This window comes from Pseudomonas sp. LS_2, assembly GCF_042709235.1.
GTDB lineage: Bacteria > Pseudomonadota > Gammaproteobacteria > Pseudomonadales > Pseudomonadaceae > Aquipseudomonas.
Window position 1 is genome coordinate 68388 of the sequence record NZ_JAVAYC010000008.1, and the last position, 25341, is coordinate 93728.

A 25341-nucleotide genomic window follows, 5' to 3' on the forward strand; every position below is an offset into this window, starting at 1 on the left:
ATCAGTTGGCGGTGAGCTTGATGTTCTCAGCCGCCGGCTTGCCATCGAGGGTGGTGACGCCTTCGAGCCAGCGAGCCTTGTCCTGCGGGTGGTCCTTGAGCCACTGGCGGGCCGACTCCAGCGGGTCCTTGTGGTCGAGCAGCGGCTGCATCATGCGGCTCTCGGCTTCGGCGCTGAAGGTCAGGTTGGCCAGTAGGCGGCTGGCGTTGGGGCAGCTCTGGGCATAGTCCGGCGCGGTCACGGTCCAGACCGTGGCCTTGCCTTCATCCGGGCCCAGGGCGCCTTCGCTGCCTTCCAGGTAGGTCATTTCGATGTTCACGTTCATCGGGTGCGGCGCCCAGCCGAAGAACACCACCGCTTCCTTGCGCCGCACGGCGCGGTCGACCGCAGCCAGCATGCCTGCTTCGCTGGACTCGACCAGCTGGAACTTGCCCAGGCCGAACTGATCCTTCTTGATCATTTCCTTGATCTGGGTGTTGGCGCCCGAGCCCGGCTCGATGCCGTAGATCTTGCCGCCCAGTTCCTTCTGGAATTTCTGGATATCGGCGAAACTCTTCAGGCCCTTGTCGGCCAGGTAGGTGGGAACTGCCAGCGTGGCGCGCGCATCTTCCAGGCTGGGCTTGTCGAGCACCTTGACCTGCTTGGCGTCGACGAACGGGGTGATGGTCTGGGTCATCAGCGGGTTCCAGTAGCCCAGGAACATGTCCAGGCGTTTGTCGCGGATACCGGCGAAGATGATCTGCTGCGAAGCGCTGGTCTGCTTGACCTGGTAGCCCAGGCCTTCGAGCAGCACTTGCGCCATGGCGCTGGTGGCGATCACGTCGGTCCAGTTGACCACGCCCAGGCGCACGTTCTTGCATTCGGCGGGCTCGGCGGCGAACACAGGGGAAATCAGGGTGGAGCTCAGAGCGAGGGACAACAGACTGCGGCGGATAAAGCGTTGCATGGTGGCTCTCCATCGGCAGAACGTATTGTTATGGGGGCCGGCCTCTACGGGCCGTGTTCAAAAAGTTACGCCGGTGGCACAGTAGGAAATCGCACGCTGGCGACCAAGAATGGCACGCAAGCGACCACCTTGCCTGCGGAGCACGCAATGCCTGAAACCATCCAGTTCCTGTTGTTGCCTGGCTTCTCCGCGATTGGCTTCATCAGCGCCGTGGAGCCGCTGCGCGTGGCCAACCGTTTTCGCGGCCCGCTGTATCGCTGGCGCGTGCTGAGCCTGGATGGCGGCGCGGTGCAGGCGAGCAATGGCATGTCGGTGAACGCCGACGGCGCGCTGGCCGAGGCCGAGCGCGCCGGCATGCTGCTGGTGGTGGCGGGGTTCGAGCCGCTGGCCGGGTTCGGTTCGGCGTTGCAGCATGCGCTGCGTCGGCTCGACCATGACGGCATGACGCTGGGAGGGATCGACACGGGGGCGATGGTGCTGGCCGAGGCAGGGCTGCTCGATGGCTACCGGGCGACCTTGCACTGGGAGGCGCTGGAAGCGTTCAAGGAGCGCTATCCCAGGTTGCAGGCAACCCAGGAGCTGTTCGAGATCGACCGTCGGCGCATCACCTGCGCGGGCGGCACCGCGTCGATCGACCTGATGCTCGACCTGATCGCCCAGGCCCATGGCAGCGAGCTGGCGATCCAGGTGTCGGAGCAGTTCGTACTGGGGCGAATCCGTCCGCGCCAGGACCACCAGCGCATGCAGATCGCCAACCGCTATGGCATCAGCAACAAGAAGCTAGTGAAGGTGATCGGCGAGATGGAGCGCAACACCGAGCAACCGCTCGATACCCAGGTGCTGGCCGATGGCGTGCAGGTTACCCGTAGGCAGCTGGAACGGTTGTTTCGCTTGCACCTGGGAGACACGCCCAGCGGTTTTTACCTCCGGCTACGTCTGGACAAGGCGCGCCAGCTATTACGCCAGAGCGACATGAGTGTCTTGGAAGTAGGTATCGCGTGCGGGTTCGAGTCGGCCTCGTACTTCTCCCGACGTTATCGGGGCCGGTTTGCGTGTTGTCCGAGAGAAGATCGACGGAATTAGTCAGTTCATTCAACGGCAATTACACCGGTAGCTTCGAAGTTCGCCGACTTCTCGAGAACCCGACACCCAACCTGCCACAGGGTTTGAAGTCGGTTCGCTACTCAGCTGGGCTGGCGGGAATCCTCGCGGTGTCATACCTTACAAAAAATAACCATGGACCTGCCCTGCGAGCCATTTACCCAGGCTCGCGGGGCAGCGCCGTACTCACCGCTGGCCGATCGACTGCAGGTATTCCGAGCGCTCATCGCTACGCTGCGCAAAACAGGCATTGCCTGCCGCCTCGAAAGCCTTGTTGCCAGGTTTCTCGGCAAAGGTCTCCACCCTGCAGTCAGCGTCGCGCAGCTTCGTCCACAGTTCCTGCGCCGCATGAAGCTTGTCTATAAGCGACTTGGCCTTTGCCTCATCATCGGCATACTGGTCGTGCACACGCTGCACCAGTTCGTCGAACGCATCTTTCAAGCCTCGCTCGGCCTCCTGCCTGTTATAGGCCGCACAGGCGTATTCCTGTTGCTCGGTCTCGACATTGTCGCAGGGCGTGCTTTCTTCCTCCGAGGCGTGGGCACCGAGGGCCACGACAGCCAGCAGGGCCAGCCATGCCTTTGATTTCATCCGGTTTCTCCTGAGCGAGCGGTCGAGTCGCTGGCGATTCTCGCTCAGCCGCGCGCAGGACGTATAGCTCTCTGACAAAAAGTTCATACAGTGCGGATAAGGGTCTTATCGAGAGCCACTCTCATTAGCGCAACCCCTGGCGCAGAGCCCACATCGCCCATTGACGCTTTCGGCAAACCCCCTGTCGTTTTTGCATCGGGACGCCCCCTGCCACAGGCATATGCTGGCCCCAAAGCGCCGACACACGATTTGGCGCGGCATAACTCGATAAAAGGGGACCGCCTGATGAGCCCAGCCGAACTACACGCCGACAGCATCGTCATCGATGGCTTGATCATCGCCAAGTGGAACCGCGAGCTGTTCGAAGACATGCGCAAAGGCGGCCTGACCGCTGCCAACTGCACCGTGTCGGTATGGGAAGGGTTCAAGGCCACCGTCGACAATATCGCCGCCAGCCAGAAGCTGATTCGCGACAACAGCGACCTGGTGATGCCGGTGCGCACCACCGCCGACATCCGCAAGGCCAAGGAACTGGGCAAGACCGGCATCCTTTTCGGCTTCCAGAACGCTCACGCCTTCGAAGACCAGATCGCCTACGTGGACGTGTTCAAGCAACTGGGCGTGGGCATCGTGCAGATGTGCTACAACACCCAGAACCTGGTGGGCACCGGTTGCTACGAGCGCGACGGCGGGCTGTCGGGCTTTGGCCGCGAAATCGTCGCCGAGATGAACCGCGTGGGCATCATGTGCGACTTGTCCCATGTCGGTTCCAAGACCTCCGAGGAAGTCATCCTCGAATCGAAAAAACCGGTGTGCTACTCCCACTGCCTGCCTTCGGGCCTGAAAGAGCATCCGCGCAACAAGTCCGATGAGGAACTGAAGTTCATCGCCGACCACGGCGGCTTCGTTGGCGTGACCATGTTCGCGCCGTTCCTGGCCAAGGGCATCGACTCGACCATCGACGACTATGCCGAGGCCATCGAGTACACCATGAACATCGTCGGTGAAGACGCCATCGGTATCGGCACCGACTTCACCCAGGGCCACGGCCAGGACTTCTTCGAGTACCTGACCCACGACAAGGGCTACGCCCGTCGCCTGACCAACTTCGGCAAGATCATCAATCCGCTGGGCATTCGCACCGTCGGCGAATTCCCCAACCTCACCGAAACCCTGCTCAAGCGCGGTCACTCCGAACGCGTGGTGCGCAAGATCATGGGCGAGAACTGGGTCAACGTCTTGAAAGACGTCTGGGGCGAGTAAGCCGCTCTCCAAGCCTGCAAGCCCTTGCCAGCAACGCTGGGGCATCCAAACACAAAATTTTCTGGAGTTGAGTTTCCATGGCCAAGATCGCCCCGCAATTGCCAATCGAAGTCGACAGCGAAACCGGTGTCTGGACCTCCGACGCCCTGCCGATGCTGTACGTGCCGCGCCATTTCTTCGTCAACAACCACATCGGCATCGAGGAAGTGCTGGGCGCCGACGCCTATGCCGAGATCCTCTACAAGGCCGGCTACAAGTCCGCCTGGCACTGGTGTGAAAAAGAAGCCGAGTGCCATGGTCTGGAAGGCGTGGCGGTGTTCGAGCACTACATGAAACGCCTGAGCCAGCGCGGCTGGGGCCTGTTCGAGATCCAGGACATCGACCTGGACAAGGGCACCTGCAGCGTCAAGCTCAAGCACTCGGCGTTCGTGTACGTGTATGGCAAGTGCGGGCGCAAGGTCGACTACATGTTCACCGGCTGGTTCGCCGGGGCCATGGACCAGATTCTCGCGGCCCGTGGCAGCTCGATTCGCACCGTGGCCGAGCAGGTCTACGGTGGCTCCGAAGAAGGCCACGAAGATGGCCTGTTCATTACGAAGCCGTTGTAAGCCGGAGACTGCGTCATGGCATTCGAAGCAATGTTCCAGCCGATCCAGATCGGCAAGCTGACCATCCGCAACCGTGTGCTCAGCACCGCGCACGCGGAGGTCTACGCGACCGACGGCGGCATGACCACCGACCGCTACGTGAAGTACTACGAAGAGAAGGCCAAGGGCGGCATCGGCCTGGCCATCTGCGGCGGCTCGTCGGTGGTGGCCATTGACAGCCCACAGCAGTGGTGGGCCTCGGTGAACCTGTCGACCGACCGGATCATCCCGCACTTCCAGAACCTTGCCGACGCCATGCACAAGCATGGCGCCAAGATCATGATCCAGATTACCCACATGGGCCGTCGCTCGCGCTGGGACGGTTTCAACTGGCCGACCCTGATGTCGCCGTCGGGTATCCGCGAGCCGGTACACCGCGCCACCTGCAAGACCATCGAAGTGGAAGAGATCTGGCGGGTGATCGGCAACTATGCCCAGGCTGCGCGCCGGGCGAAGGAAGGTGGCCTGGATGGTGTCGAGCTGTCGGCCGTGCACCAGCACATGATCGACCAGTTCTGGAGCCCGCGGGTCAACAAGCGCACCGACGAATGGGGCGGAAGCTTCGAAGGCCGCATGAAGTTCGGCCTGGAAGTGCTCAAGGCCGTGCGCGCAGAGGTGGGTGACGACTTCTGCGTGGGCATGCGTATCTGCGGCGATGAATTCCATCCCGATGGCCTGAGCCACGAGGACATGAAGCAGATCGCCGCGTATTACGACGCTACCGGCATGATCGATTTCATCGGCGTGGTGGGCTCGGGTTGCGATACCCACAATACCCTGGCCAACGTCATTCCCAACATGAGCTACCCGCCGGAGCCGTTCCTGCACCTGGCGGCGGGCATCAAGGAAGTGGTCAAGGTCCCGGTGCTGCACGCGCAGAACATCAAGGACCCGAACCAGGCCACGCGCATCCTCGAAGGCGGCTACGTCGACATGGTGGGCATGACCCGTGCGCACATCGCCGACCCGCACCTGATCGCCAAGATCAAGATGGGCCAGGTCGACCAGATCAAGCAGTGCGTCGGTGCCAACTACTGCATCGACCGCCAGTACCAGGGCCTGGATGTACTGTGCATCCAGAACGCCGCGACCTCCCGTGAATACATGGGCGTGCCGCACATCATCGAGAAAAGCACCGGGCCCAAGCGCAAGGTGGTAGTGGTGGGCGCAGGCCCTGCCGGCATGGAGGCCGCCCGCGTGGCTGCGGAACGTGGCCACGACGTGACCCTGTTCGAGAAGAAAGACCAGATCGGCGGGCAGATCACCACGGCGTCCAAGGCGCCGCAGCGTGACCAGATCGCCGGTATCACCCGCTGGTACCAGCTGGAGCTGGCGCGCCTGAAGGTCGACCTGCGCCTGGGCACCGCAGCGGATGTGGACACCATCCAGGACCTGCGTCCGGACGTGATCGTGCTGGCCGTAGGCGGCCACCCGTTCGTCGAGCAGAACGAGCACTGGGGCGCAGCCGAAGGGCTGGTAGTCAGCAGCTGGGACGTGCTCGATGGCAAGGTTGCGCCGGGCAAGAACGTGCTGGTGTACGACACCATCTGCGAATTCACCGGTATGTCCACCGCAGACTTCCTGGCCGACAAGGGCGCGCAGGTGGAGATCGTCACCGACGACATCAAGCCGGGCGTGGCCATGGGCGGTACCACCTTCCCGACCTACTACCGCAGTGTGTACCCCAAGGAAGTGATCATGACCGGCGACATGATGCTGGAAAAGGTCTACCGCGAGGGCGACAAGCTGGTGGCGGTGCTGGAGAACGAATACACCGGCGCCAAGGAAGAGCGCGTGGTCGACCAGGTGGTGGTGGAGAACGGCGTGCGTCCTGACGAAGCGCTGTACTACGCGCTCAAGGAAGGCTCGCGCAACAAGGGCCAGATCGACATCGAGGCGCTGTTCGCGATCCAGCCTCAGCCGATCCTCGGCCAGCCGGGTGAGGGCTACCTGCTGTACCGCATTGGCGACTGCGTGGCCCAGCGTAACGTGCATGCGGCGATCTATGACGCCTTGCGGTTGTGCAAGGATTTCTGATCGATACAAGTCGTCGCCACCGGGCGCGGCCCCTGTGGGAGCCTCCCATGTTGAACACCCTTCTACCCATCCTGCTGTTCGCTGCCCTTGCACTCGCCGTGCTCGGTGCCGCACGCCGGGTGCGCATGTGGCGCCGGGGCCGGGCGTCCAAGGTCGACCTGCTCGGTGGCCTGCTGGCCATGCCGCGCCGCTACCTGGTGGACCTGCACCATGTGGTCGAGCGCGACAAATACATGTCCAACACCCACGTGGCCACGGCCGGCGGTTTCGTGCTTTCGGCGGTGCTGGCGATCCTGGTGCATGGCTTCGGCCTGCAGAGCCAGATCCTTGGCTACGCATTGCTGGTGGCCACGGTGATCATGTTCAGCGGCGCGATCTTTGTCTTCAAACGTCGCCTGAACCCGCCTGCGCGCCTGTCCAAAGGCCCCTGGATGCGCCTGCCGAAAAGCTTGCTGGTGTTCGCCGCCACCTTTTTCATCGCTACCTTGCCCGTGGCCGGCATCCTGCCTGCCAACAGTGGCGGCTGGGTGATGGTCGGTATCCTCGGCCTGGGCGTGCTGTGGGGTGTGTCGGAGCTGTTCTTCGGCATGACCTGGGGCGGGCCTATGAAGCACGCCTTCGTCGGTGCCCTGCACCTGGCCTGGCACCGCCGTGCAGAACGCTTTGGCGGTGGCCGCTCCACCGGCCTCAAGCCGCTGGACCTGGAAGACCCGAACGCGCCGCTGGGCGTGGAAAAGCCGGTGGACTTCACCTGGAACCAACTGCTCGGCTTCGATGCCTGCGTGCAGTGCGGCAAGTGCGAGGCCATGTGCCCGGCGTTCGCCGCTGGCCAGCCGCTGAACCCGAAGAAACTCATCCAGGACATGGTCATCGGCCTGGCCGGTGGCAGCGACGCCAAGTTCGCTGGCAGTCCATATCCAGGAAAACCGATCGGCGAGCACAGCGGCCACCCACACCAGCCCATCGTCAATGGCCTGGTCGATGCCGAAACGCTGTGGTCATGCACCACTTGCCGCGCCTGCGTCGAGGAATGCCCGATGATGATCGAGCACGTCGATGCCATCGTCGACATGCGCCGCCACCTCACCCTGGAAAAGGGCGCGACCCCGAACAAGGGCGCCGAGGTACTGGACAACCTGATCGCCACCGACAACCCCGGCGGCTTCAACCCCGGTGGCCGGATGAACTGGGCAGCCGACCTGAACCTGAACTTGCTGGCGGAGGTGAAGCGCACCGAGGTGCTGTTCTGGGTCGGCGACGGCGCCTTCGACATGCGCAACCAGCGCACCCTGCGTGCCTTCGTGAAAGTGCTCAAGGCCTCGGGCGTGGACTTCGCCGTGCTCGGCCTGGAAGAACGCGACAGCGGCGACGTGGCGCGCCGCCTGGGCGACGAAGCGACCTTCCAGCAACTGGCCAGGCGCAATATCCAGACCCTGGCCAAGTACAAGTTCCAACGCATCGTCACCTGCGACCCGCACAGCTTCCACGTGTTGAAGAACGAGTACGGCGCCCTGGGCGGTGACTACCAGGTGCAGCACCACAGCACCTACATCGCCGAACTGATCGCCGCCAACAAGCTCAACCTCGGCCAGCACAAGGGTGGCAGCGTCACCTACCACGACCCCTGCTACCTGGGCCGCTACAACGGCGAGTACGAAGCCCCGCGCGAGGTGCTCAAGGCGCTGGGTATCGAGGTGCGCGAGATGCAGCGTTCGGGCTTCCGGTCACGTTGCTGCGGCGGCGGTGGCGGCGCGCCGATCACCGATATCCCTGGCAAGCAGCGTATTCCCGACATGCGCATGGACGATATTCGCGAGACCGAGGCCGAACTGGTCGCCGTGGGCTGCCCGCAGTGCACCGCGATGCTCGAAGGCGTGGTCGAACCGCGCCCGCAGATCAAGGACCTCGCCGAGCTGGTGGCCGATGTGCTGATCGAGGACCAAGCCCCGGCGGCGGGAAAGTCGCCGGTAGCCAAACGTGAACCTGCGGAGGTGCATTGATGAGCGACATCATCCGCCGCGACCCGCGCGCCGAGTGGATCGCCCGCAACCGCCTGCACCCGCTGCATGCGGCCATGCAGACGCAACAAACCAGTTGGATGGGCCCCAACGGGCTCATGCGCAAGAACCCCCACGCGCTGGCGGCCGGCTTCATCGGCCCGGCCGGGCTCAAGCGTATCGACCGCAGCGGCGCCCAGCAGGGTACCGGCGTGGGCGGGCGGCGCAGCGCGGCGGCTGAAGTGCAGTTGCCACTGCACCAAGTGGCGGAACCTGCGTTCTACATCGCAGTGGTGCCGGACATGGTGGGTGGTCGCCTGGGCAGCCACGACCGCGATCTGCTGGGCCTGGCCCACAGCCTGGCGGGCAACGACGGTGCCGTGCTGGCGATCGTCTTCGGCGAGCACAAGGAAAGCAGCTTCTCCAGCGCCGGGGTCGACCGCCTGCTGGTCATCGAAGGCGAGCAGTACCTGGGTTATGCACCGGAGCAGTGGGTACAGGGCCTGCGCGCTGTGGATAACCAGTTCGCACCGCGTCACTGGTTGCTGCCGGACAGCCGCACCGGTGGCGGCGAACTGGGCCGCCGCCTGGGCGCGGCCCTGGGCGAGCGCCCGGCCACGCGAGTGTGGCAGGTCAAGGATGGCCAGTGCATCGGCCGAGCCGGTGCGGGCCAGCAAGACCTGCAACGCACCGTTCCGCGTCTGATTCTGGGGGCGGCGGAATGTGCCGAGCCGGTCAGCGAAACGCGACACGAAGCCCTGCCGGTAGAGTTGTCCACACGCGTGGCGCGCAGCCTTTCGCGTATCGAAGACCTCGGCTCGGTGGCCGTGGACCCGGCCAGTATCGCGATGGCCGAGGCGGAGTTCATTGTCTCCGGCGGCAATGGTGTCAAAGACTGGGACTTGTACCACAAGGCAACCGCCGCCCTCGGCGCCACCGAAGGCGCCTCGCGGGTGGCGGTGGACGACGGTTTCATGCCGCGCAACCGTCAGGTGGGCGCCACGGGTACCTGGGTGACAGCGCGGGTCTATGTGGCCGTGGGTATCTCGGGGGCGATCCAGCACCTGCAAGGCATCGGCGCCTGCGACAAGGTGGTGGCGATCAACATGGATCCCGGCTGCGACATGATCAAACGCGCCGACCTGTCGGTGATAGGCGACAGCTCGGCGATTCTCCAGGCCCTGATCGACGCTGTGGACAACTTCCGCAGCGCCGGCCAGCGCGACGCGGCATAAGGGCACTAGCATGAGTACCAAAGTGATCAGTCTGGTTTCCATCGGCGCCCACCCCAGCTCCGGCCGCGCCCGCCGCGCCGAGCAGGACTCGCGCGCCGTGGAGCTGGGCTTGCAGCTGGCTGGGGATAACTTGCAGGTGGTGCATGCCGGCGACCCGCGCGAAGAAGCGTTGCGTGGCTACCTGGGCATGGGCCTGGAGCATCTGGACGTGCTGGAGCAACCGGCCGGCGCCGACGTGCTGGGCGTCTTGGGTGATTACCTGCGCGACGCCGGGGCACAGTTGGTGCTGACCGGCAGCCAGGCGGAAACCGGCGAGGGGTCCGGCATGCTGCCGTTCCTGCTGGCCGAGAAGCTGGGTTGGCCACTGCTGGTGGGCCTGGCCGAGGTGGAATCGATCGAAAATGGCACCGCCCAGGTACTCCAGGCGCTGCCCCGTGGCCAGCGCCGCCGCCTAAAGGTGCGTTTGCCGTTGCTGGCAACTGTGGATAACGCCGCGCCCAAGCCTCGCCAGAGCGCTTTTGGTCCGGCGCGCCGTGGCGTGCTGGCGGCGCGCAGCGTGGCGATCGTCGAGGATGAACTGCTGGTCGATGCCGAGTTGCAACCGGCCCGCCCGCGCCCCAAGCGGCTCAAGGTAATCAAGGCCAAGAGTGGTGCCGACCGTATGAAGGCAGCGACGGCCAAGACCAGCGGCGGCGGGGGCAAGGTGCTCAAGGATGTTTCTCCACAGGAAGGTGCCGAGGCGATCCTGAAGCTGCTGGTGGAGGAAGGCGTGCTGCGCTGAGCAGGGGTTACACACACACGCTGTTCGCCACTCTGTGGATAAAGTGTTTGTGTATCGCTGCAGGCCATGATTGCCGCGGACTGTAGAGATTCGATCAATAAATGAACAGGCTAAGCCACGGATCTTCCGTGGCTTTTTCATTTCACTCCGAGGGCAATTTGGGAAGTTGCCCACAATGGCTGTTGGTGTGCCTGTGGACAAGATGTTGGGTTAGTGCTGCAGCCCTCGTCACCCGCGGGGTGCAGGAGTTTGATCGGAAAATGATCAATTTTCGCCAGACTCGTATTTCCGATGTTCGCGGCAAGCCCTACAGGTTCGATCACCCTTCGTAGGAGCGGCCTTGGGCGCGAACACGGGGCAGCCGGTGCCTTTGGGCGCTGGCCTCACAGCGCTCTCCACATCCTTCCACAAATACTGTGCGCCACCCTGTGGATAAAATGTGCAACGCCTCGCCAGGCCCCGTAAACATGGGTGTTTGAGTGAATAGATCAAAAAATGACCGGTGATCGAAAACTGGTAATCTTGCCAGTTATCCAGGTCAGTTGGATGGGTTACGTTGCCTTGCCCTACGCCTGGAGTGCCCCGCAATGCATCGGTCGTCCTTGCTTGCTAACCATCATCAATGCTCGACGCTGCGCGGTACGAGAACCTCACCACGTGCCTATGGCCCCTACGGCTACCTTGCGCAACAGGGAGCACCGCTTACCTGCTTCGTAGGCCAAGCACGTGACCCGATAACGGGCCTTTATCATTTGGGTAATGGCCATCGAAGCTACAGCCCGGTCACGATGAGGTTCTTGTCCGCGGACTCGCTCAGCCCTTTCGGTACAGGGGGTATCAACGCCTATGCATACTGTGGCGGCGACCCGGTCAACCGTATCGATCCTAGCGGGCGTACTTTTCATTTCGCGAGTTTGTTCCTGCGGGGGCTGAGCATGGCGTCCAACGCCGCCACACTCGTCTACAACTTCCTGGGAAACGTTCCCACTAATCGCGTGGCGGCGAATGCCCAACGGATAAGTACGTTTGGGGCCGTGCTTAGTCTGGCGAGTGCTGCCGCGCAGTACGCGGGTGTGTCAAGTGCGGTTTTTGGTGCCAACGTCGGAACTGCAATCAGCCTGACGGCCACTGCAACCCGTGCCATCTACGCAGCTTTCGGGCCGGAATCGAACCCGCTGCGGCAGATCAGAGACAACTGGCGAGTGATGATAGGCTTTGAGGGTGCCGCGCCAAGCGTTAGTCATGACATACCTCTGCAGGCGCTTATCTCTGCACCGAGAGGCCCGGATAATCCAGCGGCGGTGCCTGAGAGGGGCGCGGTCTCGATAGATATGGTTCACATCAGGCAGGGTGATGACGTCAGGTTCGACGTCAACCGGCATCTGGTGAACCGATTTACACGTCAACGCATGGTGCGCCGAAACAGCTGGCCGGGGTGAGGCTCGGTCCTTCATGAACCCCGCTGCACAGCTGACGCTGTGCAGCGGGGGTGTTTGTCACTGCGCCTTCACTTCCTTCAGGTAAGGCGCCGGCTCCGCCCCAAGGTTCGCCAGCAGGCGGTCACTGTACCAATCGATGAAGTTCACCACGCCGAACTCGTAGGTCTTGGAATAAGGCCCTGGCTGATAGGCGGTGGAGTTGATGCCGCGCTGGTTCTCTTCGGCCAAGCGACGGTCCTGGTCGTTGGTGGCATCCCACACCTTGCGCATGCGCTCGGGGTCGTAGTCGACGCCTTCCACGGCATCTTTGTGCACCAGCCATTTGGTGGTGACCATGGTTTCCTGTGCGCTGATCGGCCACACGGTGAAGACGATCATATGGTCGCCCATGCAGTGGTTCCACGAGTGCGGCAGGTGCAGGATACGCATCGAGCCCAGGTCCGGGTTCTGGATACGACCCATCAGCTTGTTGCACGCCTGCTTGCCGTCCATGGTCATCGACACGGTGCCCTTGAGCAGTGGCATGCGCACGATGCGGTTACGCAGGCCGTGGCTCTTGTGCAGGTACGGGATCTTTTCGGCTTCCCAGGCGGCAGCCGAGGCGGCAACGTGGTCCTTGAAAGCCTGGTCGGCGCGGGGGTCGTTGGTGTCGTCCCACTCCAGCAGGGTGTTCAGCAGCTCCGGGTGCGAACCGTTGCAGTGATAGCACTCGCGGTTGTTCTCCAGCACCAGTTTCCAGTTGGCCTTTTCCATCAAGGTGGTCTGCACCGCCACCTTGGTGTTTTCCATGTCGTACGGTTCCATGTAGTGGTCGAGCGTGGCCAGGAACTCGTCGATGGCCGGCGGGTTTTCCGCCAGGCTGATGAAGATGTAGCCGCCGGCTACCTTCACGTTCACCGGTTTCAGGCCGTATTGCTTCATGTCGAAGTCGGCGCCCATCTCGGTGCCGGCGAACAGCAGGCGGCCGTCCAGTTCGTAGGTCCACTGGTGGTACGGGCAGACCAGCTTGGCCACCTTGCCCTTCTCGCTGGTGCACAGGCGCGAGCCACGGTGACGGCAGACGTTATGGAAAGCGTGCACCTTGCCTTCGGCGCCACGGATCACCACGACTGGGTTCTTGCCGATCTGCAGGGTGATGAAGTTGCCCTTGGCCGGGATCTCGCTGACCAGGCCCGCGATCAGCCATTCCTTGTGGAAAATCTCCTGCATGTCGATCTGGAACAGGCGCTCATCGTTGTAGAACGGTTGCGGCAGCGAGTAGGTGCGCTCGCGGGTTTGCAGCATCTCGGCGGTGGCCTTGCGTGCAGGTTCCAGTGGATCGCCCAGGCTCAGGGTTGCGGTGACGTCCATCGTTGTATCCTCAAGGCCGTGTTTCGGCCGGCGAAAGGTGGCTAATCGTTGTTGTGTTGCCGCAAGGCTGTTTGGCGGAAAAGCAGCGGTTCTATTTGCCGAGGAGTGTGCGTTCACGCCGCTGGCGAACCATATCCATGGGCGACATGGCCGAATCGAATTCCGACGCGCCAACCCTTGTAGTGCGGGGCTGGTCGCGATAAGCACGCCGATGTCGCGGATGGGAATGTGCGACGCCCTGCGCTTGCGCATTATCGCAACCATAAGAAGGCCGATAGTCGGCTGCTGGAGATGAACATGTCCGAAACCTTCCTCAACCCGGTCACCACCCAGACCTGGGCCAACGGCCGCCACATCGTGCGCTGCGTCAAGGTCATCCAGGAGACCTGGGACGTGCGCACTTTCTGCTTCATGGCCGACCAGCCGATCCTGTTCTTCTTCAAGCCCGGCCAGTTCGTCACCCTGGAACTGGAGATCGAAGGCCGGCCTGTGATGCGTTCGTACACCATTTCCAGCGCGCCGTCGGTGCCCTACAGCTTCTCGATCACGGTCAAGCGCGTGCCGGGCGGGCTGGTGTCGAACTTCCTCCACGACACCATGCACGAAGGCGCCGAGCTGCCGGTGCACGGCCCCGTGGGCTTGTTCAACGCCATCGATTTCCCGGCGCAGAAGGTGCTGTACCTCTCCGGCGGCGTCGGCATTACGCCGGTGATGTCGATGGCCCGCTGGTTCTACGACACCAACGGCAACGTCGACATGGTCTTCGTGCACAGCGCCCGCTCGCCGAAGGACATCATCTACCACCGCGAACTGGAGCACATGGCCTCGCGGATTCCCAACTTCAGCCTGCACATCATTTGCGAGAAACACGGCCTGGGCGAACCTTGGGCGGGTTACCGGGGGTACTTGAACCAGCGCCTGATGGAACTGATCGCCCCGGACTACATGGAGCGCGTGGTGTTCTGCTGCGGCCCGACGCCATACATGAACGCGGTCAAGCGCATGCTCGAGGCGGTGGGCTTCGACATGAAGAACTACCATGAGGAGTCGTTTGGCGCGACGCCGCCAGAGGCCAAGGCCGATGCAGTGGAGCATGCCGAAGCTGCGGCGGATGCGCCGGCGCCGGATCTGGCCGAGCTGAACCTGGTGGAGTTCGTCGGTAGCGAGAAGAGCATCCGCGTCGCCCCGGGGGAGACCGTGCATGCGGCAGCGGCCAAGGCCGGGCTGATGATTCCCAAGGCCTGTGGCATGGGTATCTGCGGCACCTGCAAGGTGCTCAAGCTCGGCGGCGAGGTAGAGATGGAACACAACGGCGGCATCACCGAGGACGACGAGGCCGAGGGCTATATCCTGTCGTGCTGCAGCGTGCCGAAGGGCGATGTGCGGATCGATTACTGATCCCTTGTACCCGGCGTAACTGTAGGAGCGGGCTTGCCCGCGAAGAAGGCCCCGCGGTGCATGACCAGGGCTTCGCCCTGGTTCGCGGGCAAGCCCGCGCCTACAGGATTTTGCGTGCGGCTATGTTCAGGTGCGGAACCGCGCTACCAGCCCGTTCAAATCGACCGCCAGGCGTGACAGCTCGGCACTTGCCGCAGCGGTCTGGTGCGCACCGGTGGCGCTCTGCACCGACAGGTCGTTGATGTTCACCAGGTTGCGGTCCACCTCGCGTGCCACCTGGGCCTGCTCCTCGGCTGCGCTGGCGATCACCAGGTTGCGCTCGTTGATCTGCAGGACCGCACCGGCGATGGTATCCAGCGCCTGGCCTGCGCCGCGGGCGATGTTCAGGGTCGATTCGGCGCGCTCGGTACTGGTACGCATCGACGCCACCGCCTGCTCGGTCCCGCCCTGAATACTCCCGATCATGCGCTCGATATCGCTGGTGGACTGCTGCGTACGGTGCGCCAGTGCACGTACCTCATCTGCCACCACGGCGAAGCCGCGACCCGCCTCGCCAGCACGGGCCGCCTCGATGGCGGCGTTGAGCGCCAGCAAGTTGGTCTGGTCGGCCAGGCCACGGATCACATCCAGCACCTTGCCGATGTCACGTGACTGCTCGGCCAGGTTGGACACCAGCCCCGACGTTGCCTGCACGTCGGCGCTCATGCGCTCGATGGCGCCCACCGTTTCCTGCACCAGGTCACGACCGTCGCCTGCCGAGCGGCTGGCCTCGCGCGAAGCTTCCGAGGTGCTGACCGCGTTGCGCGCGACTTCTTCCACTGCGCTGGTCATCTCGGTCACTGCCGTGGCGGCCTGTTGGATCTCGTTGTTCTGCTGCGACAGGCCGCGTGCGCTCTCGTCGGTAACGCTGTTGAGCTCTTCGGCAGCTGAGGCTAGCTGGGTGGCGGAGCCGGCGATCAGGTGCAGGGTGTCGCGCAGTTTCACCTGCATCTTGCTCATGGCTTGCAGCAGGCGCGCAGCTTCGTCGCTGCCTTCGGCCTGGGTGGAGCGGGTCAGGTCGCCCTCGGCAATCTGCTCGGCGGCCTGCAATGCCTCGTCGATTGGCTTGACGATGCTGCGGGTCAGCGCCAGGGCGAACACCAGTGTCAGCAGCGCAGCGATGACCAGCAAGATCACCACCAGGGTAAAGGCGTTGTCGTACTGCTTGGCGGCGACTTCGTTGGCTTGGCGGGTCTGTTCGGTATTGATGGCTACCAGCTTCTCCATGACGCTGCTGATCTGCTCGGAGTTGCTCAGCAGGTCGTGGGCCATCAGCTCGCGCAACGCCTCCAGCTGGTTGGCCTGATTAAAGGTGCGCATCTTCGCTTCCAGCTGACGGTACTGGTTGAGCAGTTGCCCGTACTGGTCGTAGGCGGCTCGCTCGTCGGCGGCGCTGATGAGCGGCTCGTAGGTTTTGCGGGCCTTGTCCACCTGCGCGTTGCGCTGGTCCATTTGCGCCAGGGTGTTGGTTTGTGACTGGGCTTCGCGGTTGCTCAGCAGGCGGTAGCCCAGGTTGCGCAGTTGCAGGTTGAGGATGGCGAGCTCATCGATGGCCTTGATGCTTGGCACATTGATGCGCTCGATGGTCGCGCCGGCTTCGCGAATCTTTCCCATCTGGATCAATGAGAAAATACCCAGGCCCAACATCAATAGGCCGATCAACGCAAAACCAAGTAACGCACGGGGGGCGATGTTCAGGTTTCGTAACGACATGGAGGTTTCATCCGCAGGTAGGTTCGCGGTCCATGCGAATAAGGGGCTCTGACCTGCCTATCGGTTGCCGCCAACAAGTCTTGAGGGCGAAATGGAAAAATCATGCTCAGTCACGAGGTGACCGGACCGATGGTTGCCCCAACCTTGGAACAAGGTGCTTTTCTGCCTGTCAATCTTCCACGCCCAACCCTTTGATTTCCCATATTTAATGGCGAGGGCACACGCTTTTCTTTATCGTGTGCGCCCTTTGCAACAACCCCGAGATAGACGCATGTTGGAAGCATCCCTGAATCAACTGGAGCAACTGGTCACCGACCTGATGCACAAGAACACCCAATTGGCCGAGCAGAACCACAAGCTCTACGAGGAACTGGCCCAGGCCAAGGAAGAGAATGAAACCCTGCAGCTGTCGTTGATGGAGCAGGAAGAGAAGCACGGGGCCACCGCTGCGCGTATCCAGGCGCTGGTCGAGCGCGCCAGTGCAGGCGTCGTCGGCGCATGAAGCTGCAAGCGCAGCCGATCAACGTGGTGTCGATCCTCGGCAACGACTATTCGCTGAAGGCCCCCGAGGGCCAGGAAGAAACCCTCAACCAGGCGGTGCGCATGCTCAATGCCGCCCTGGCCGAAACCAAGCGCAGCTACCCGACCTTGATCGGTGACAAGCTGCTGGTGCTGGCCGCCCTGAACCTCTGCTCGAAGCAGATCGAGCTGCAGCGTGAGCATGCCCAGACCCTGGAGCGCACCCAGGCGCAGGTGGATGCCACGGTGAACGCGATTGCCCGGACCATCGGCGAGCAGTGAGCCGCCGTTGCGAGATGCCCCGATGGGCGGCGTTCAGGCCGTGCATCGGGGCAGGAAGGGTTGGGGGCAATGAAATCGCTGGGTATCAGATGTAGCCAACGGTCACTTGGAGTTCGGCGAAGCAGCCGGATTTGACCGTGATATCCCGCTTGAGCACCCGCACGATGTAGCTACCGCGTCGGAAGGTGGTGCCCAGTGGCATCTGCATCAGCGCGTAGCGCAGTTGCGGCTCGTTCACCCGCTCTGGACGGTGCTCGTTGTTGACCTGGAGCAAAACCTTTACCCCGGGCTTGTCGGCAGGGCACATGGCATTTAGCGCCTCCTTGGGGCAGGTGCAATTGCCCTTGATGGCCCAAGTGCCCTGTTTGCCGTTATCGGTGTATTCGAAGAAGTAGGGTGGACGAAAACCCGTACCCCAGAAGAAATCGTTCAGGTGACAGTTGAGCAGCAACTGCTTGACGTCGGGATGGGTGATGAGGGTGCCGAAGAAGGTGACTTCCAGGTCTTGGTGCATGAAATTGATCCCTGTATGGGTGGAGAAGGGATCAATATGTGGAGTGTGTACAACACGACGTATCAGGGAATGGCGAAACGGAAGTAGGAGTTATCGTCGTCCCTAGGTATCTGGCGGTCGGGGGGCAAGGCCCCCCGGCGATCTATCAGGTACCGAGAACCGCGCGAATGTCTTTCGCCAGCTCGCGCACCCGAGCTTCTTCGGTATCCCACGAACACATGAACCGCGCACCGCCGCTACCGATGAAGGTGTAGAAGCGCCAGCCCTTGTCGCGCAGGGCTTGCAGGGCGAATTCCGGCAGTTGCAGGAACACGCCGTTGGCTTCCACCGGGAACATCAATTCGACCTGCGGCAGGTCGCTCACCAGCGACGCCAGCAATTGCGCACAATGGTTGGCATGCTGGGCATGGCGCAGCCAGGCGCCATCCTCCAGCAGGCCGACCCAGGGCGCCGACAGGAAACGCATCTTCGAGGCCAGCTGCCCGGCCTGCTTGCAGCGGTAGTCGAAGTCTTCGGCCAGGTCGCGGTTGAAGAACAGGATCGCCTCACCCACGGCCATGCCGTTCTTGGTGCCGCCGAAGCACAGCACGTCTACGCCAGCCTTCCAGGTCAGCTCCGCTGGCGAGCAGCCCAGGAACGAGCAGGCGTTGGAGAAACGCGCGCCGTCCATGTGCAGGTTCAGGCCGAGCTCCTTGCAGGTGGCGCTGATCGCCTTGAGCTCGTCGGGACGGTAGACCGTGCCGACCTCGGTGGCCTGGGTGATGGTCACCACGCGAGGCTTGGGGTAGTGGATGTCCTGGCGCTTGAGGGCCACTTCGCGGATGGTTTCCGGGGTCAGCTTGCCATCGATGCTGCGCGCGGTCAGCAGCTTCGAGCCGTTGGAGAAGAATTCCGGTGCGCCACACTCGTCGGTCTCGACGTGGGCGGTCTCCGAGCAGATCACGCTGTGGTAGCTCTGGCACAGCGAGGCCAGGGCCAGGGAGTTGGCCGCAGTGCCGTTGAAGGCGAAGAACACTTCGCAGTCGGTCTCGAACAGCTTGCGGAAGTACTCCGAGGCGCGCTCGGTCCACTGGTCGTCGCCGTAGGCGCGTTCGTGGCCTTGGTTGGCCTTGGCCATCGCGGCCCAGGCTTCGGGGCAGATGCCAGAGTAGTTGTCGCTGGCGAATTGCTGGTTGTTGTCGGTCATGACGGCGGTCCTTGTTACGACGCAAGGCGAGCACTCTAAACCATCGCTGAAACGGTTGCCTATACAAGCTGAGCCCTGCGCCGATCATGGCGGCCCTTTCGCGGGTAAACCCGCTCCCACAGGTACTCCATAGCGCTTGAATTCTGTGGAGAACCTGTGGGAGCGGGTTTACCCGCGAAGAGGCCATCACAGACACAACCCAATGTCGTAAACGCGCCATTGCAAGGCGCGCGCAGGCATCTGTGCCCCCCGGCCCAGTCATACCATCGCCGCAAAGGGTGAGAAGACCCTCACCTGACAAGAAACGATCGCTGCCGGGAGATACACGATGTTCAGCAAGCAAGACCAGATCCAGGGTTACGACGACGCACTGCTGGCGGCGATGAATGCCGAGGAACAGCGCCAGGAAGATCACATCGAGCTGATCGCCTCGGAGAACTACACCAGCCAGCGCGTCATGCAGGCTCAAGGCAGCGGCCTGACCAACAAGTACGCCGAAGGCTACCCTGGCAAGCGCTACTACGGCGGCTGCGAGCACGTCGACAAGGTCGAGGCGTTGGCCATCGAGCGCGCCAAGCAGCTGTTCGGCGCCGACTATGCCAACGTCCAGCCACACTCCGGCTCATCGGCCAACAGCGCGGTGTACCTGGCCCTGCTGCAGGCCGGAGACACCATCCTGGGCATGAGCCTGGCCCACGGCGGCCACCTCACCCACGGCGCCAAGGTGTCGAGCTCGGGCAAGCTGTACAACGCCGTTCAGTACGGTATCGACACCAATACCGGCCTGATCGACTACGACGAAGTCGAGCGCCTGGCCGTCGAGCACCAGCCGAAGATGATCGTCGCCGGCTTCTCGGCCTACTCGAAAACCCTCGATTTCCCACGCTTCCGTCAGATCGCAGACAAGGTCGGCGCCTTGCTGTTCGTCGACATGGCCCACGTGGCCGGCCTGGTTGCTGCTGGCCTGTACCCGAACCCGATTCCGTTTGCCGACGTGGTCACCACCACCACCCACAAGACCCTGCGCGGCCCACGTGGCGGCCTGATCCTGGCCAAGTCCAACGAAGAGATCGAGAAGAAGCTCAACGCTGCCGTGTTCCCCGGCGCCCAGGGCGGCCCACTGATGCACGTGATCGCCGCTAAGGCGGTGTGCTTCAAGGAAGCCCTGGAGCCAAGCTTCAAGGCCTACCAGCAGCAAGTCATCGACAATGCCCAGGCCATGGCCCAAGTGTTCATCGAGCGCGGCTATGACGTGGTCTCCGGCGGCACCGACAACCACCTGTTCCTGGTCAGCCTGATTCGCCAGGGCCTGACCGGCAAGGACGCCGACGCCGCCCTCGGTCGCGCCCATATCACCGTCAACAAGAACGCCGTGCCCAACGACCCGCAATCGCCGTTCGTCACCTCGGGCCTGCGCATCGGCACCCCGGCCGTCACCACCCGCGGCTTCAAGGTCGCCCAGTGCACCGCACTGGCCGGCTGGATCTGCGATGTGCTGGACAACCTGGGCGATGCCGACGTCGAAGCCGACGTCGCCAAGAACGTCGCCGCGCTGTGCGCCGACTTTCCGGTCTACCGCTGAGTGGAGTAACCAACATGCAACGCTATTCGGGCTTCGGCCTTTTCAAGCACTCCCTCAGTCACCACGAGAACTGGCAGCGCATGTGGCGCACGCCGACCCCCAAGAAGGTCTACGACGTGGTCATCGTCGGCGGTGGCGGCCATGGCCTGGCTACCGCCTACTACCTGGCGAAAGAACACGGCATCACCAATGTCGCGGTGATCGAGAAGGGCTACCTGGGCGGCGGCAACACCGCCCGTAACACCACCATCGTGCGTTCCAACTACCTGTGGGACGAATCGGCGCATCTGTACGAACACGCCATGAAGCTGTGGGAGGGGCTGTCCCAGGACATCAACTACAACGTGATGTTCTCCCAGCGTGGCGTCTACAACCTGTGCCACACCTTGCAGGACATCCGCGACTCCGAGCGCCGGGTCAACGCCAACCGCCTCAATGGCGTGGATGGCGAACTGATCCGCACCGAGCAGGTGGCGGCCGAAATTCCGTACCTGGACTGCTCGAAGAGCACCCGCTACCCGATCCTCGGCGCCACGGTGCAGCGCCGTGGCGGCGTGGCCCGTCACGACGCCGTGGCCTGGGGCTACGCCCGTGCTGCCGACGCCCTGGGCGTGGACCTGATCCAGCAGACCGAAGTGATCGGTTTCCGCAAGGAAAACGGTGCGGTGATCGGCGTGGAAACCAACAAGGGTTTCATCGGCGCCAAGCGCGTCGGTGTGGTCACCGCCGGTAACTCCGGGCACATGGCCAAGCTCGCCGGCTTCCGCCTGCCGCTGGAATCGCACCCGCTGCAAGCGCTGGTGTCCGAGCCGATCAAGCCGATCATCGACAGCGTGATCATGTCCAACGCCGTGCACGGCTACATCAGCCAGTCCGACAAGGGCGACCTGGTGATCGGCGCCGGTATCGATGGCTGGGTCGGCTATGGCCAACGCGGTTCGTACCCGGTGATCGAGCACACCTTGCAGGCGATCGTCGAGATGTTCCCGATCCTCTCCCGGGTGCGCATGAACCGCCAGTGGGGCGGCATCGTCGACACCACCCCAGACGCCTGCCCGATCATCTCCAAGACCCCGGTGAAGAACATGTTCTTCAACTGTGGCTGGGGCACCGGCGGCTTCAAGGCCACCCCTGGCTCGGGCAACGTCTTCGCTGCGAGCCTGGCCAAGGGCGAGATGCACCCGCTGGCCGCGCCTTTCTCCATCGACCGTTTCTACAACGGTGCGCTGATCGACGAACACGGCGCCGCTGCCGTCGCCCACTGACCCGGAGACAACCGTCATGTTGCAAATCTTCTGTCCCCACTGCGGCGAGCTGCGCTCCGAAGAAGAATTCCATTCCTCGGGCCAGGCGCACATCGCCCGCCCGCTGGACCCGAACGCCTGCTCCGACGAAGAGTGGGGCACCTACATGTTCTTCCGCGACAACCCGCGTGGTATCCACCACGAGCTGTGGGACCACGTCGCCGGTTGCCGCCAGTACTTCAACGTCACCCGTGACACGGTGACCTACGAGATCCTGGAAACCTACAAGATCGGCGAGAAGCCTCAGGTCACCGCCGCAGGCAAGACCACCGCCGCCGCGACCGCCAAGGGCCAAGGGGAAAAAGTATGAGCCAGAGCTATCGCCTCGCCAGCGGCGGTCGCATCGACCGCAGCAAGGTGCTGAACTTCACCTTCAACGGCAAGACCTACCAAGGCTATGCCGGCGACACCCTGGCCGCCGCGCTGCTGGCCAATGGCGTGGACATCGTCGGGCGCAGCTTCAAGTACTCGCGTCCGCGCGGCATCATCGCCGCCGGCACCGAAGAGCCGAACGCCATCCTGCAGATCGGCGCCAGCGAAGCCACGCAGATCCCCAACGTGCGTGCCACCCAGCAGGCCCTGTACGCCGGCCTGGTGGCCAGCAGCACCAATGGCTGGCCGAACGTCAACAATGACGTCATGGGCATCATCGGCAAGGTCGGCGGCAACATGATGCCGCCGGGGTTCTACTACAAGACCTTCATGTACCCCAAGTCGTTCTGGATGACCTACGAGAAGTACATCCGCAAGGCCGCAGGCCTGGGCCGCGCACCGTTGCAGAACGACCCGGACAGCTACGACTACATGAACCAGCACTGCGACGTGCTGATCGTCGGTGCCGGCCCCGCGGGCCTGGCTGCCGCGCTGGCCGCTGGGCGTAGCGGCGCGCGGGTGATCCTGGCCGACGAACAGGAAGAGTTCGGTGGCAGCCTGCTCGACAGCCGCGAAACCCTCGACGGCAAGCCTGCGGCCGATTGGGTCGCGGCGACCATCGCCGAGCTCGAGGCGCTGCCGGAAGTGACCCTGCTGCCACGTGCCACGGTCAACGGCTACCACGACCACAACTTCCTCACCATCCACGAGCGCCTCACCGACCACCTCGGCGACCGCGCACCCATCGGCCAGGTGCGCCAGCGCGTGCACCGTGTCCGCGCCAAGCGCGTGGTATTGGCCGCCGGTGCCCACGAGCGCCCGCTGGTGTATGGCAACAATGACCTGCCGGGCAACATGCTGGCTGGCGCGGTATCGACCTATGTGCGCCGCTACGGCGTGGCGCCGGGCCGCAAGCTGGTGCTGTCGACCAACAACGACCACGCCTACCGTGCAGCGTTGGATTGGCACGACGCGGGCTTGCAGGTAGTGGCCATCGCCGATGCCCGCCACAACCCACGCGGTTCGCTGGTGGAAGAGGCGCGGGCCAAGGGCATTCGCATCCTCACCTCCAGTGCGGTGATCGAGGCCAAGGGCAGCAAGCACGTCACCGGTGCCCGCGTGGCCGCCATCGATGCGCAGGCGCACAAGGTCACCAGCCCAGGCGAAACACTCGACTGCGACCTGATCGCCACGTCCGGCGGCTACAGCCCGGTAGTGCACCTGGCCTCTCACCTGGGTGGTCGCCCGGTGTGGCGTGAAGACATCCTTGGCTTCGTGCCGGGCGATGCGCCGCAGAAGCGCGTATGCGTGGGCGGCGTGAATGGCGTCTACGCCCTGGGCGATGTGTTGGCCGATGGTTTCGAAGGCGGCGTTCGCGCAGCCACCGAAGCAGGCTTCAAAGCCAGCACCGGCGTGCTTCCGAAAACCTTGCAGCGCAAGGAAGAGGCCACCCTGGCGCTGTTCCAGGTGCCCCACGACAAAGGCACTGCCCGTGCGCCGAAGCAGTTCGTCGACCAGCAGAACGACGTCACCGCCGCCGCCATCGAACTGGCTACCCGCGAAGGCTTCGAGTCCGTCGAGCACGTAAAACGCTACACCGCCCTGGGCTTCGGTACCGACCAAGGCAAGCTGGGCAACATCAACGGCCTGGCCATCGCCGCCCGTTCGCTCGGCATAGGCATTCCGGAAATGGGCACCACCATGTTCCGCCCCAACTACACGCCGGTGACCTTCGGCGCGGTAGCGGGCCGCCATTGTGGCCACCTGTTCGAGCCGGTGCGCTTCACCGCGCTGCATGCCTGGCACGTGAAGAACGGCGCCGAGTTCGAGGACGTCGGCCAGTGGAAGCGCCCCTGGTACTTCCCCAAGGCCGGTGAAGACATCCACGCCGCCGTGGCCCGCGAGTGCAAGGCCGTGCGAGACAGTGTCGGCCTGCTCGATGCTTCGACCTTGGGCAAGATCGACATCCAGGGTGCGGATGCGCGCGAATTCCTCAACCGCGTGTACACCAACGCCTGGACCAAGCTGGACGTGGGCAAGGCCCGCTATGGCCTGATGTGCAAGGAAGACGGCATGGTCTTCGACGACGGCGTGACCGCCTGCGTCGGCGACAACCATTTCATCATGACCACTACCACCGGCGGTGCAGCCCGCGTGCTGCAATGGCTGGAGCTGTACCACCAGACCGAATGGCCGGAGCTGAAGGTGTACTTCACCTCGGTTACCGACCACTGGGCGACCATGACGCTGTCCGGCCCCAACAGCCGCAAGCTGCTGGAGGAAATCAGCGACATCGACCTGGACAAGGACGCCTTCCCATTCATGAGCTGGAAGGAGGGCAACGTCGGTGGCGTACCGGCGCGGGTGTTCCGTATCTCGTTCACCGGCGAGCTGTCGTACGAGGTCAACGTGCAGGCCAACTACGCCATGGGCGTGCTCGAGCAGATCGTCGAGGCGGGCAAGAAGTACAACCTGACCCCGTACGGCACCGAGACCATGCACGTGCTGCGCGCCGAGAAGGGCTTCATCATCGTCGGCCAGGACACCGACGGCTCGATGACCCCGGACGACCTCAACATGAGCTGGTGCGTGGGCCGCAACAAGTCGTATTCGTGGATCGGCCTGCGCGGCATGAACCGCGAGGACACCACCCGCGAGAACCGCAAGCAGCTGGTGGGCCTCAAGCCTGTGGACCCGAACGTGTGGCTGCCCGAAGGTGCCCAGCTGGTGTTCGATCCGAAGCAGCCGATCCCGATGGACATGGTCGGCCATGTCACCTCCAGCTATGCGGCCAACTCCCTGGGCTACTCGTTCGCCATGGGCGTGGTCAAGGGCGGCCTCAAGCGCATGGGCGAGCGGGTGTATTCGCCCCAGGCCGATGGCAGCGTGATCGAGGCGGAAATCGTGTCTTCGGTGTTCTTCGATCCGAAGGGTGAGCGGCAGAACGTCTAAGGCTTCCGGCTGGCAACACCGGACCCTGTGGGAGCGGGTTTACCCGCGAATGCGATGGTGGATTCACCGCCCTCTTCGCGGGTAAACCCGCTC

Annotated in this window: 21 protein-coding genes and 2 pseudogenes; 16 read left to right on the forward strand and 7 right to left on the reverse strand. The window is 63.4% G+C overall.

The window, feature by feature from the left end; all coding sequences use genetic code 11:
* Position 1 precedes the first annotated feature (1 nt).
* Positions 2-946: a choline ABC transporter substrate-binding protein gene (gene choX / locus RAC97_RS09645; protein ID WP_379671460.1), complete on the reverse strand. Its 945-nt coding sequence runs from the start codon at positions 944-946 to the stop codon at positions 2-4.
* A gap of 147 nt (positions 947-1093) precedes the next feature.
* Here choX and RAC97_RS09650 point away from each other — a divergent pair, with 147 nt between their 5' ends.
* The gene (locus RAC97_RS09650) at positions 1094-2029 is read left to right on the forward strand and encodes a GlxA family transcriptional regulator (RefSeq protein ID WP_379671461.1); all 936 of its coding nucleotides are present in this window, start codon (positions 1094-1096) and stop codon (positions 2027-2029) included.
* 204 nt (positions 2030-2233) lie between these two features.
* Here the strand turns inward: RAC97_RS09650 and RAC97_RS09655 are convergent, their stop codons facing one another.
* Positions 2234-2638 (reverse strand): lysozyme inhibitor LprI family protein, encoded by a 405-nt coding sequence (locus RAC97_RS09655; protein WP_379671462.1) that lies wholly within the window; start codon positions 2636-2638, stop codon positions 2234-2236.
* A gap of 285 nt (positions 2639-2923) precedes the next feature.
* Between RAC97_RS09655 and RAC97_RS09660 the strand changes: the two genes are divergently transcribed.
* The 8 genes and pseudogenes from RAC97_RS09660 to RAC97_RS09695 all read left to right on the forward strand — a co-directional run bounded on the left by RAC97_RS09660 (position 2924) and on the right by RAC97_RS09695 (position 12037).
* The gene (locus RAC97_RS09660) at positions 2924-3901 is read left to right on the forward strand and encodes a dipeptidase (RefSeq protein WP_003257506.1); all 978 of its coding nucleotides are present in this window, start codon (positions 2924-2926) and stop codon (positions 3899-3901) included.
* 77 nt (positions 3902-3978) lie between these two features.
* A complete protein-coding gene (locus RAC97_RS09665) occupies positions 3979-4509 on the forward strand; it encodes a DUF5943 domain-containing protein (RefSeq protein WP_379671463.1) in 531 nt (176 codons plus the stop codon).
* 15 nt (positions 4510-4524) lie between these two features.
* Complete coding sequence (gene dgcA / locus RAC97_RS09670; RefSeq protein WP_379671464.1) at positions 4525-6585, forward strand: dimethylglycine demethylation protein DgcA; 2061 nt, start codon at positions 4525-4527, stop codon at positions 6583-6585.
* 47 nt (positions 6586-6632) lie between these two features.
* Positions 6633-8585 (forward strand): dimethylglycine demethylation protein DgcB, encoded by a 1953-nt coding sequence (dgcB, locus tag RAC97_RS09675; RefSeq protein WP_379671465.1) that lies wholly within the window; start codon positions 6633-6635, stop codon positions 8583-8585.
* Positions 8585-9817: an electron transfer flavoprotein subunit alpha/FixB family protein gene (locus tag RAC97_RS09680; RefSeq protein ID WP_379671466.1), complete on the forward strand. Its 1233-nt coding sequence runs from the start codon at positions 8585-8587 to the stop codon at positions 9815-9817. The genes dgcB and RAC97_RS09680 overlap by 1 nt, the downstream gene beginning before the upstream one ends.
* Before the next feature lie 10 nt (positions 9818-9827).
* Positions 9828-10598, forward strand: a complete 771-nt coding sequence (locus RAC97_RS09685) for an electron transfer flavoprotein subunit beta (protein WP_379671467.1) — start codon at positions 9828-9830, stop codon at positions 10596-10598.
* Positions 10599-11185: 587 nt separating this feature from the next.
* Positions 11186-11431, forward strand: a pseudogene (locus RAC97_RS09690) (RHS repeat-associated core domain-containing protein); the annotation flags it as partial.
* Between the two features lie 102 nt (positions 11432-11533).
* Positions 11534-12037: a hypothetical protein gene (locus tag RAC97_RS09695; protein WP_379671486.1), complete on the forward strand. Its 504-nt coding sequence runs from the start codon at positions 11534-11536 to the stop codon at positions 12035-12037.
* 57 nt (positions 12038-12094) lie between these two features.
* On the opposite strand, the gene gbcA is transcribed toward RAC97_RS09695, so the two are convergent.
* Complete coding sequence (gbcA, locus tag RAC97_RS09700; protein WP_379671468.1) at positions 12095-13387, reverse strand: glycine-betaine demethylase subunit GbcA; 1293 nt, start codon at positions 13385-13387, stop codon at positions 12095-12097.
* 297 nt (positions 13388-13684) lie between these two features.
* Between gbcA and gbcB the strand changes: the two genes are divergently transcribed.
* A complete protein-coding gene (gbcB, locus tag RAC97_RS09705) occupies positions 13685-14785 on the forward strand; it encodes a glycine-betaine demethylase subunit GbcB (RefSeq protein WP_379671469.1) in 1101 nt (366 codons plus the stop codon).
* A 126-nt stretch (positions 14786-14911) separates the two neighbouring features.
* On the opposite strand, the gene RAC97_RS09710 is transcribed toward gbcB, so the two are convergent.
* Both RAC97_RS09710 and RAC97_RS09715 read right to left on the reverse strand, forming a co-directional pair.
* On the reverse strand, positions 14912-15784 hold the full coding sequence (locus RAC97_RS09710) for a methyl-accepting chemotaxis protein (RefSeq protein WP_379671485.1): 873 nt from the start codon (positions 15782-15784) through the stop codon (positions 14912-14914).
* Positions 15767-16537, reverse strand: a pseudogene (locus tag RAC97_RS09715) (MCP four helix bundle domain-containing protein); the annotation flags it as partial. The gene RAC97_RS09710 and the pseudogene RAC97_RS09715, both read right to left, overlap by 18 nt.
* A gap of 271 nt (positions 16538-16808) precedes the next feature.
* Between RAC97_RS09715 and RAC97_RS09720 the strand changes: the two are divergent.
* Together RAC97_RS09720 and RAC97_RS09725 are read left to right on the forward strand one after the other, a co-directional pair.
* Positions 16809-17039, forward strand: coding sequence for a hypothetical protein (locus RAC97_RS09720; RefSeq protein ID WP_379671470.1), 231 nt, complete (start codon positions 16809-16811; stop codon positions 17037-17039).
* On the forward strand, positions 17036-17338 hold the full coding sequence (locus tag RAC97_RS09725) for a cell division protein ZapA (protein ID WP_379671471.1): 303 nt from the start codon (positions 17036-17038) through the stop codon (positions 17336-17338). The genes RAC97_RS09720 and RAC97_RS09725 overlap by 4 nt, the downstream gene beginning before the upstream one ends.
* 85 nt (positions 17339-17423) lie before the next feature.
* Here the strand turns inward: RAC97_RS09725 and RAC97_RS09730 are convergent, their stop codons facing one another.
* The gene (locus RAC97_RS09730) at positions 17424-17852 is read right to left on the reverse strand and encodes a hypothetical protein (protein ID WP_379671472.1); all 429 of its coding nucleotides are present in this window, start codon (positions 17850-17852) and stop codon (positions 17424-17426) included.
* 145 nt (positions 17853-17997) lie between these two features.
* Entirely contained in the window at positions 17998-19038 is a 1041-nt protein-coding gene (locus RAC97_RS09735; RefSeq protein WP_379671473.1) for a low specificity L-threonine aldolase, read from the reverse strand.
* Between the two features lie 328 nt (positions 19039-19366).
* Here RAC97_RS09735 and RAC97_RS09740 point away from each other — a divergent pair, with 328 nt between their 5' ends.
* From RAC97_RS09740 to RAC97_RS09755, 4 genes are read left to right on the forward strand one after another with little or no spacing between them, the layout of a single operon-like run.
* Positions 19367-20620, forward strand: a complete 1254-nt coding sequence (locus RAC97_RS09740; RefSeq protein ID WP_379671474.1) for a serine hydroxymethyltransferase — start codon at positions 19367-19369, stop codon at positions 20618-20620.
* 14 nt (positions 20621-20634) lie between these two features.
* The gene (locus RAC97_RS09745; RefSeq protein ID WP_379671475.1) at positions 20635-21885 is read left to right on the forward strand and encodes a sarcosine oxidase subunit beta family protein; all 1251 of its coding nucleotides are present in this window, start codon (positions 20635-20637) and stop codon (positions 21883-21885) included.
* A 16-nt stretch (positions 21886-21901) separates the two neighbouring features.
* Complete coding sequence (locus RAC97_RS09750; protein ID WP_379671476.1) at positions 21902-22234, forward strand: sarcosine oxidase subunit delta; 333 nt, start codon at positions 21902-21904, stop codon at positions 22232-22234.
* Entirely contained in the window at positions 22231-25248 is a 3018-nt protein-coding gene (locus tag RAC97_RS09755; protein WP_379671477.1) for a sarcosine oxidase subunit alpha, read from the forward strand. The genes RAC97_RS09750 and RAC97_RS09755 overlap by 4 nt, the downstream gene beginning before the upstream one ends.
* Positions 25249-25341 lie beyond the last annotated feature (93 nt).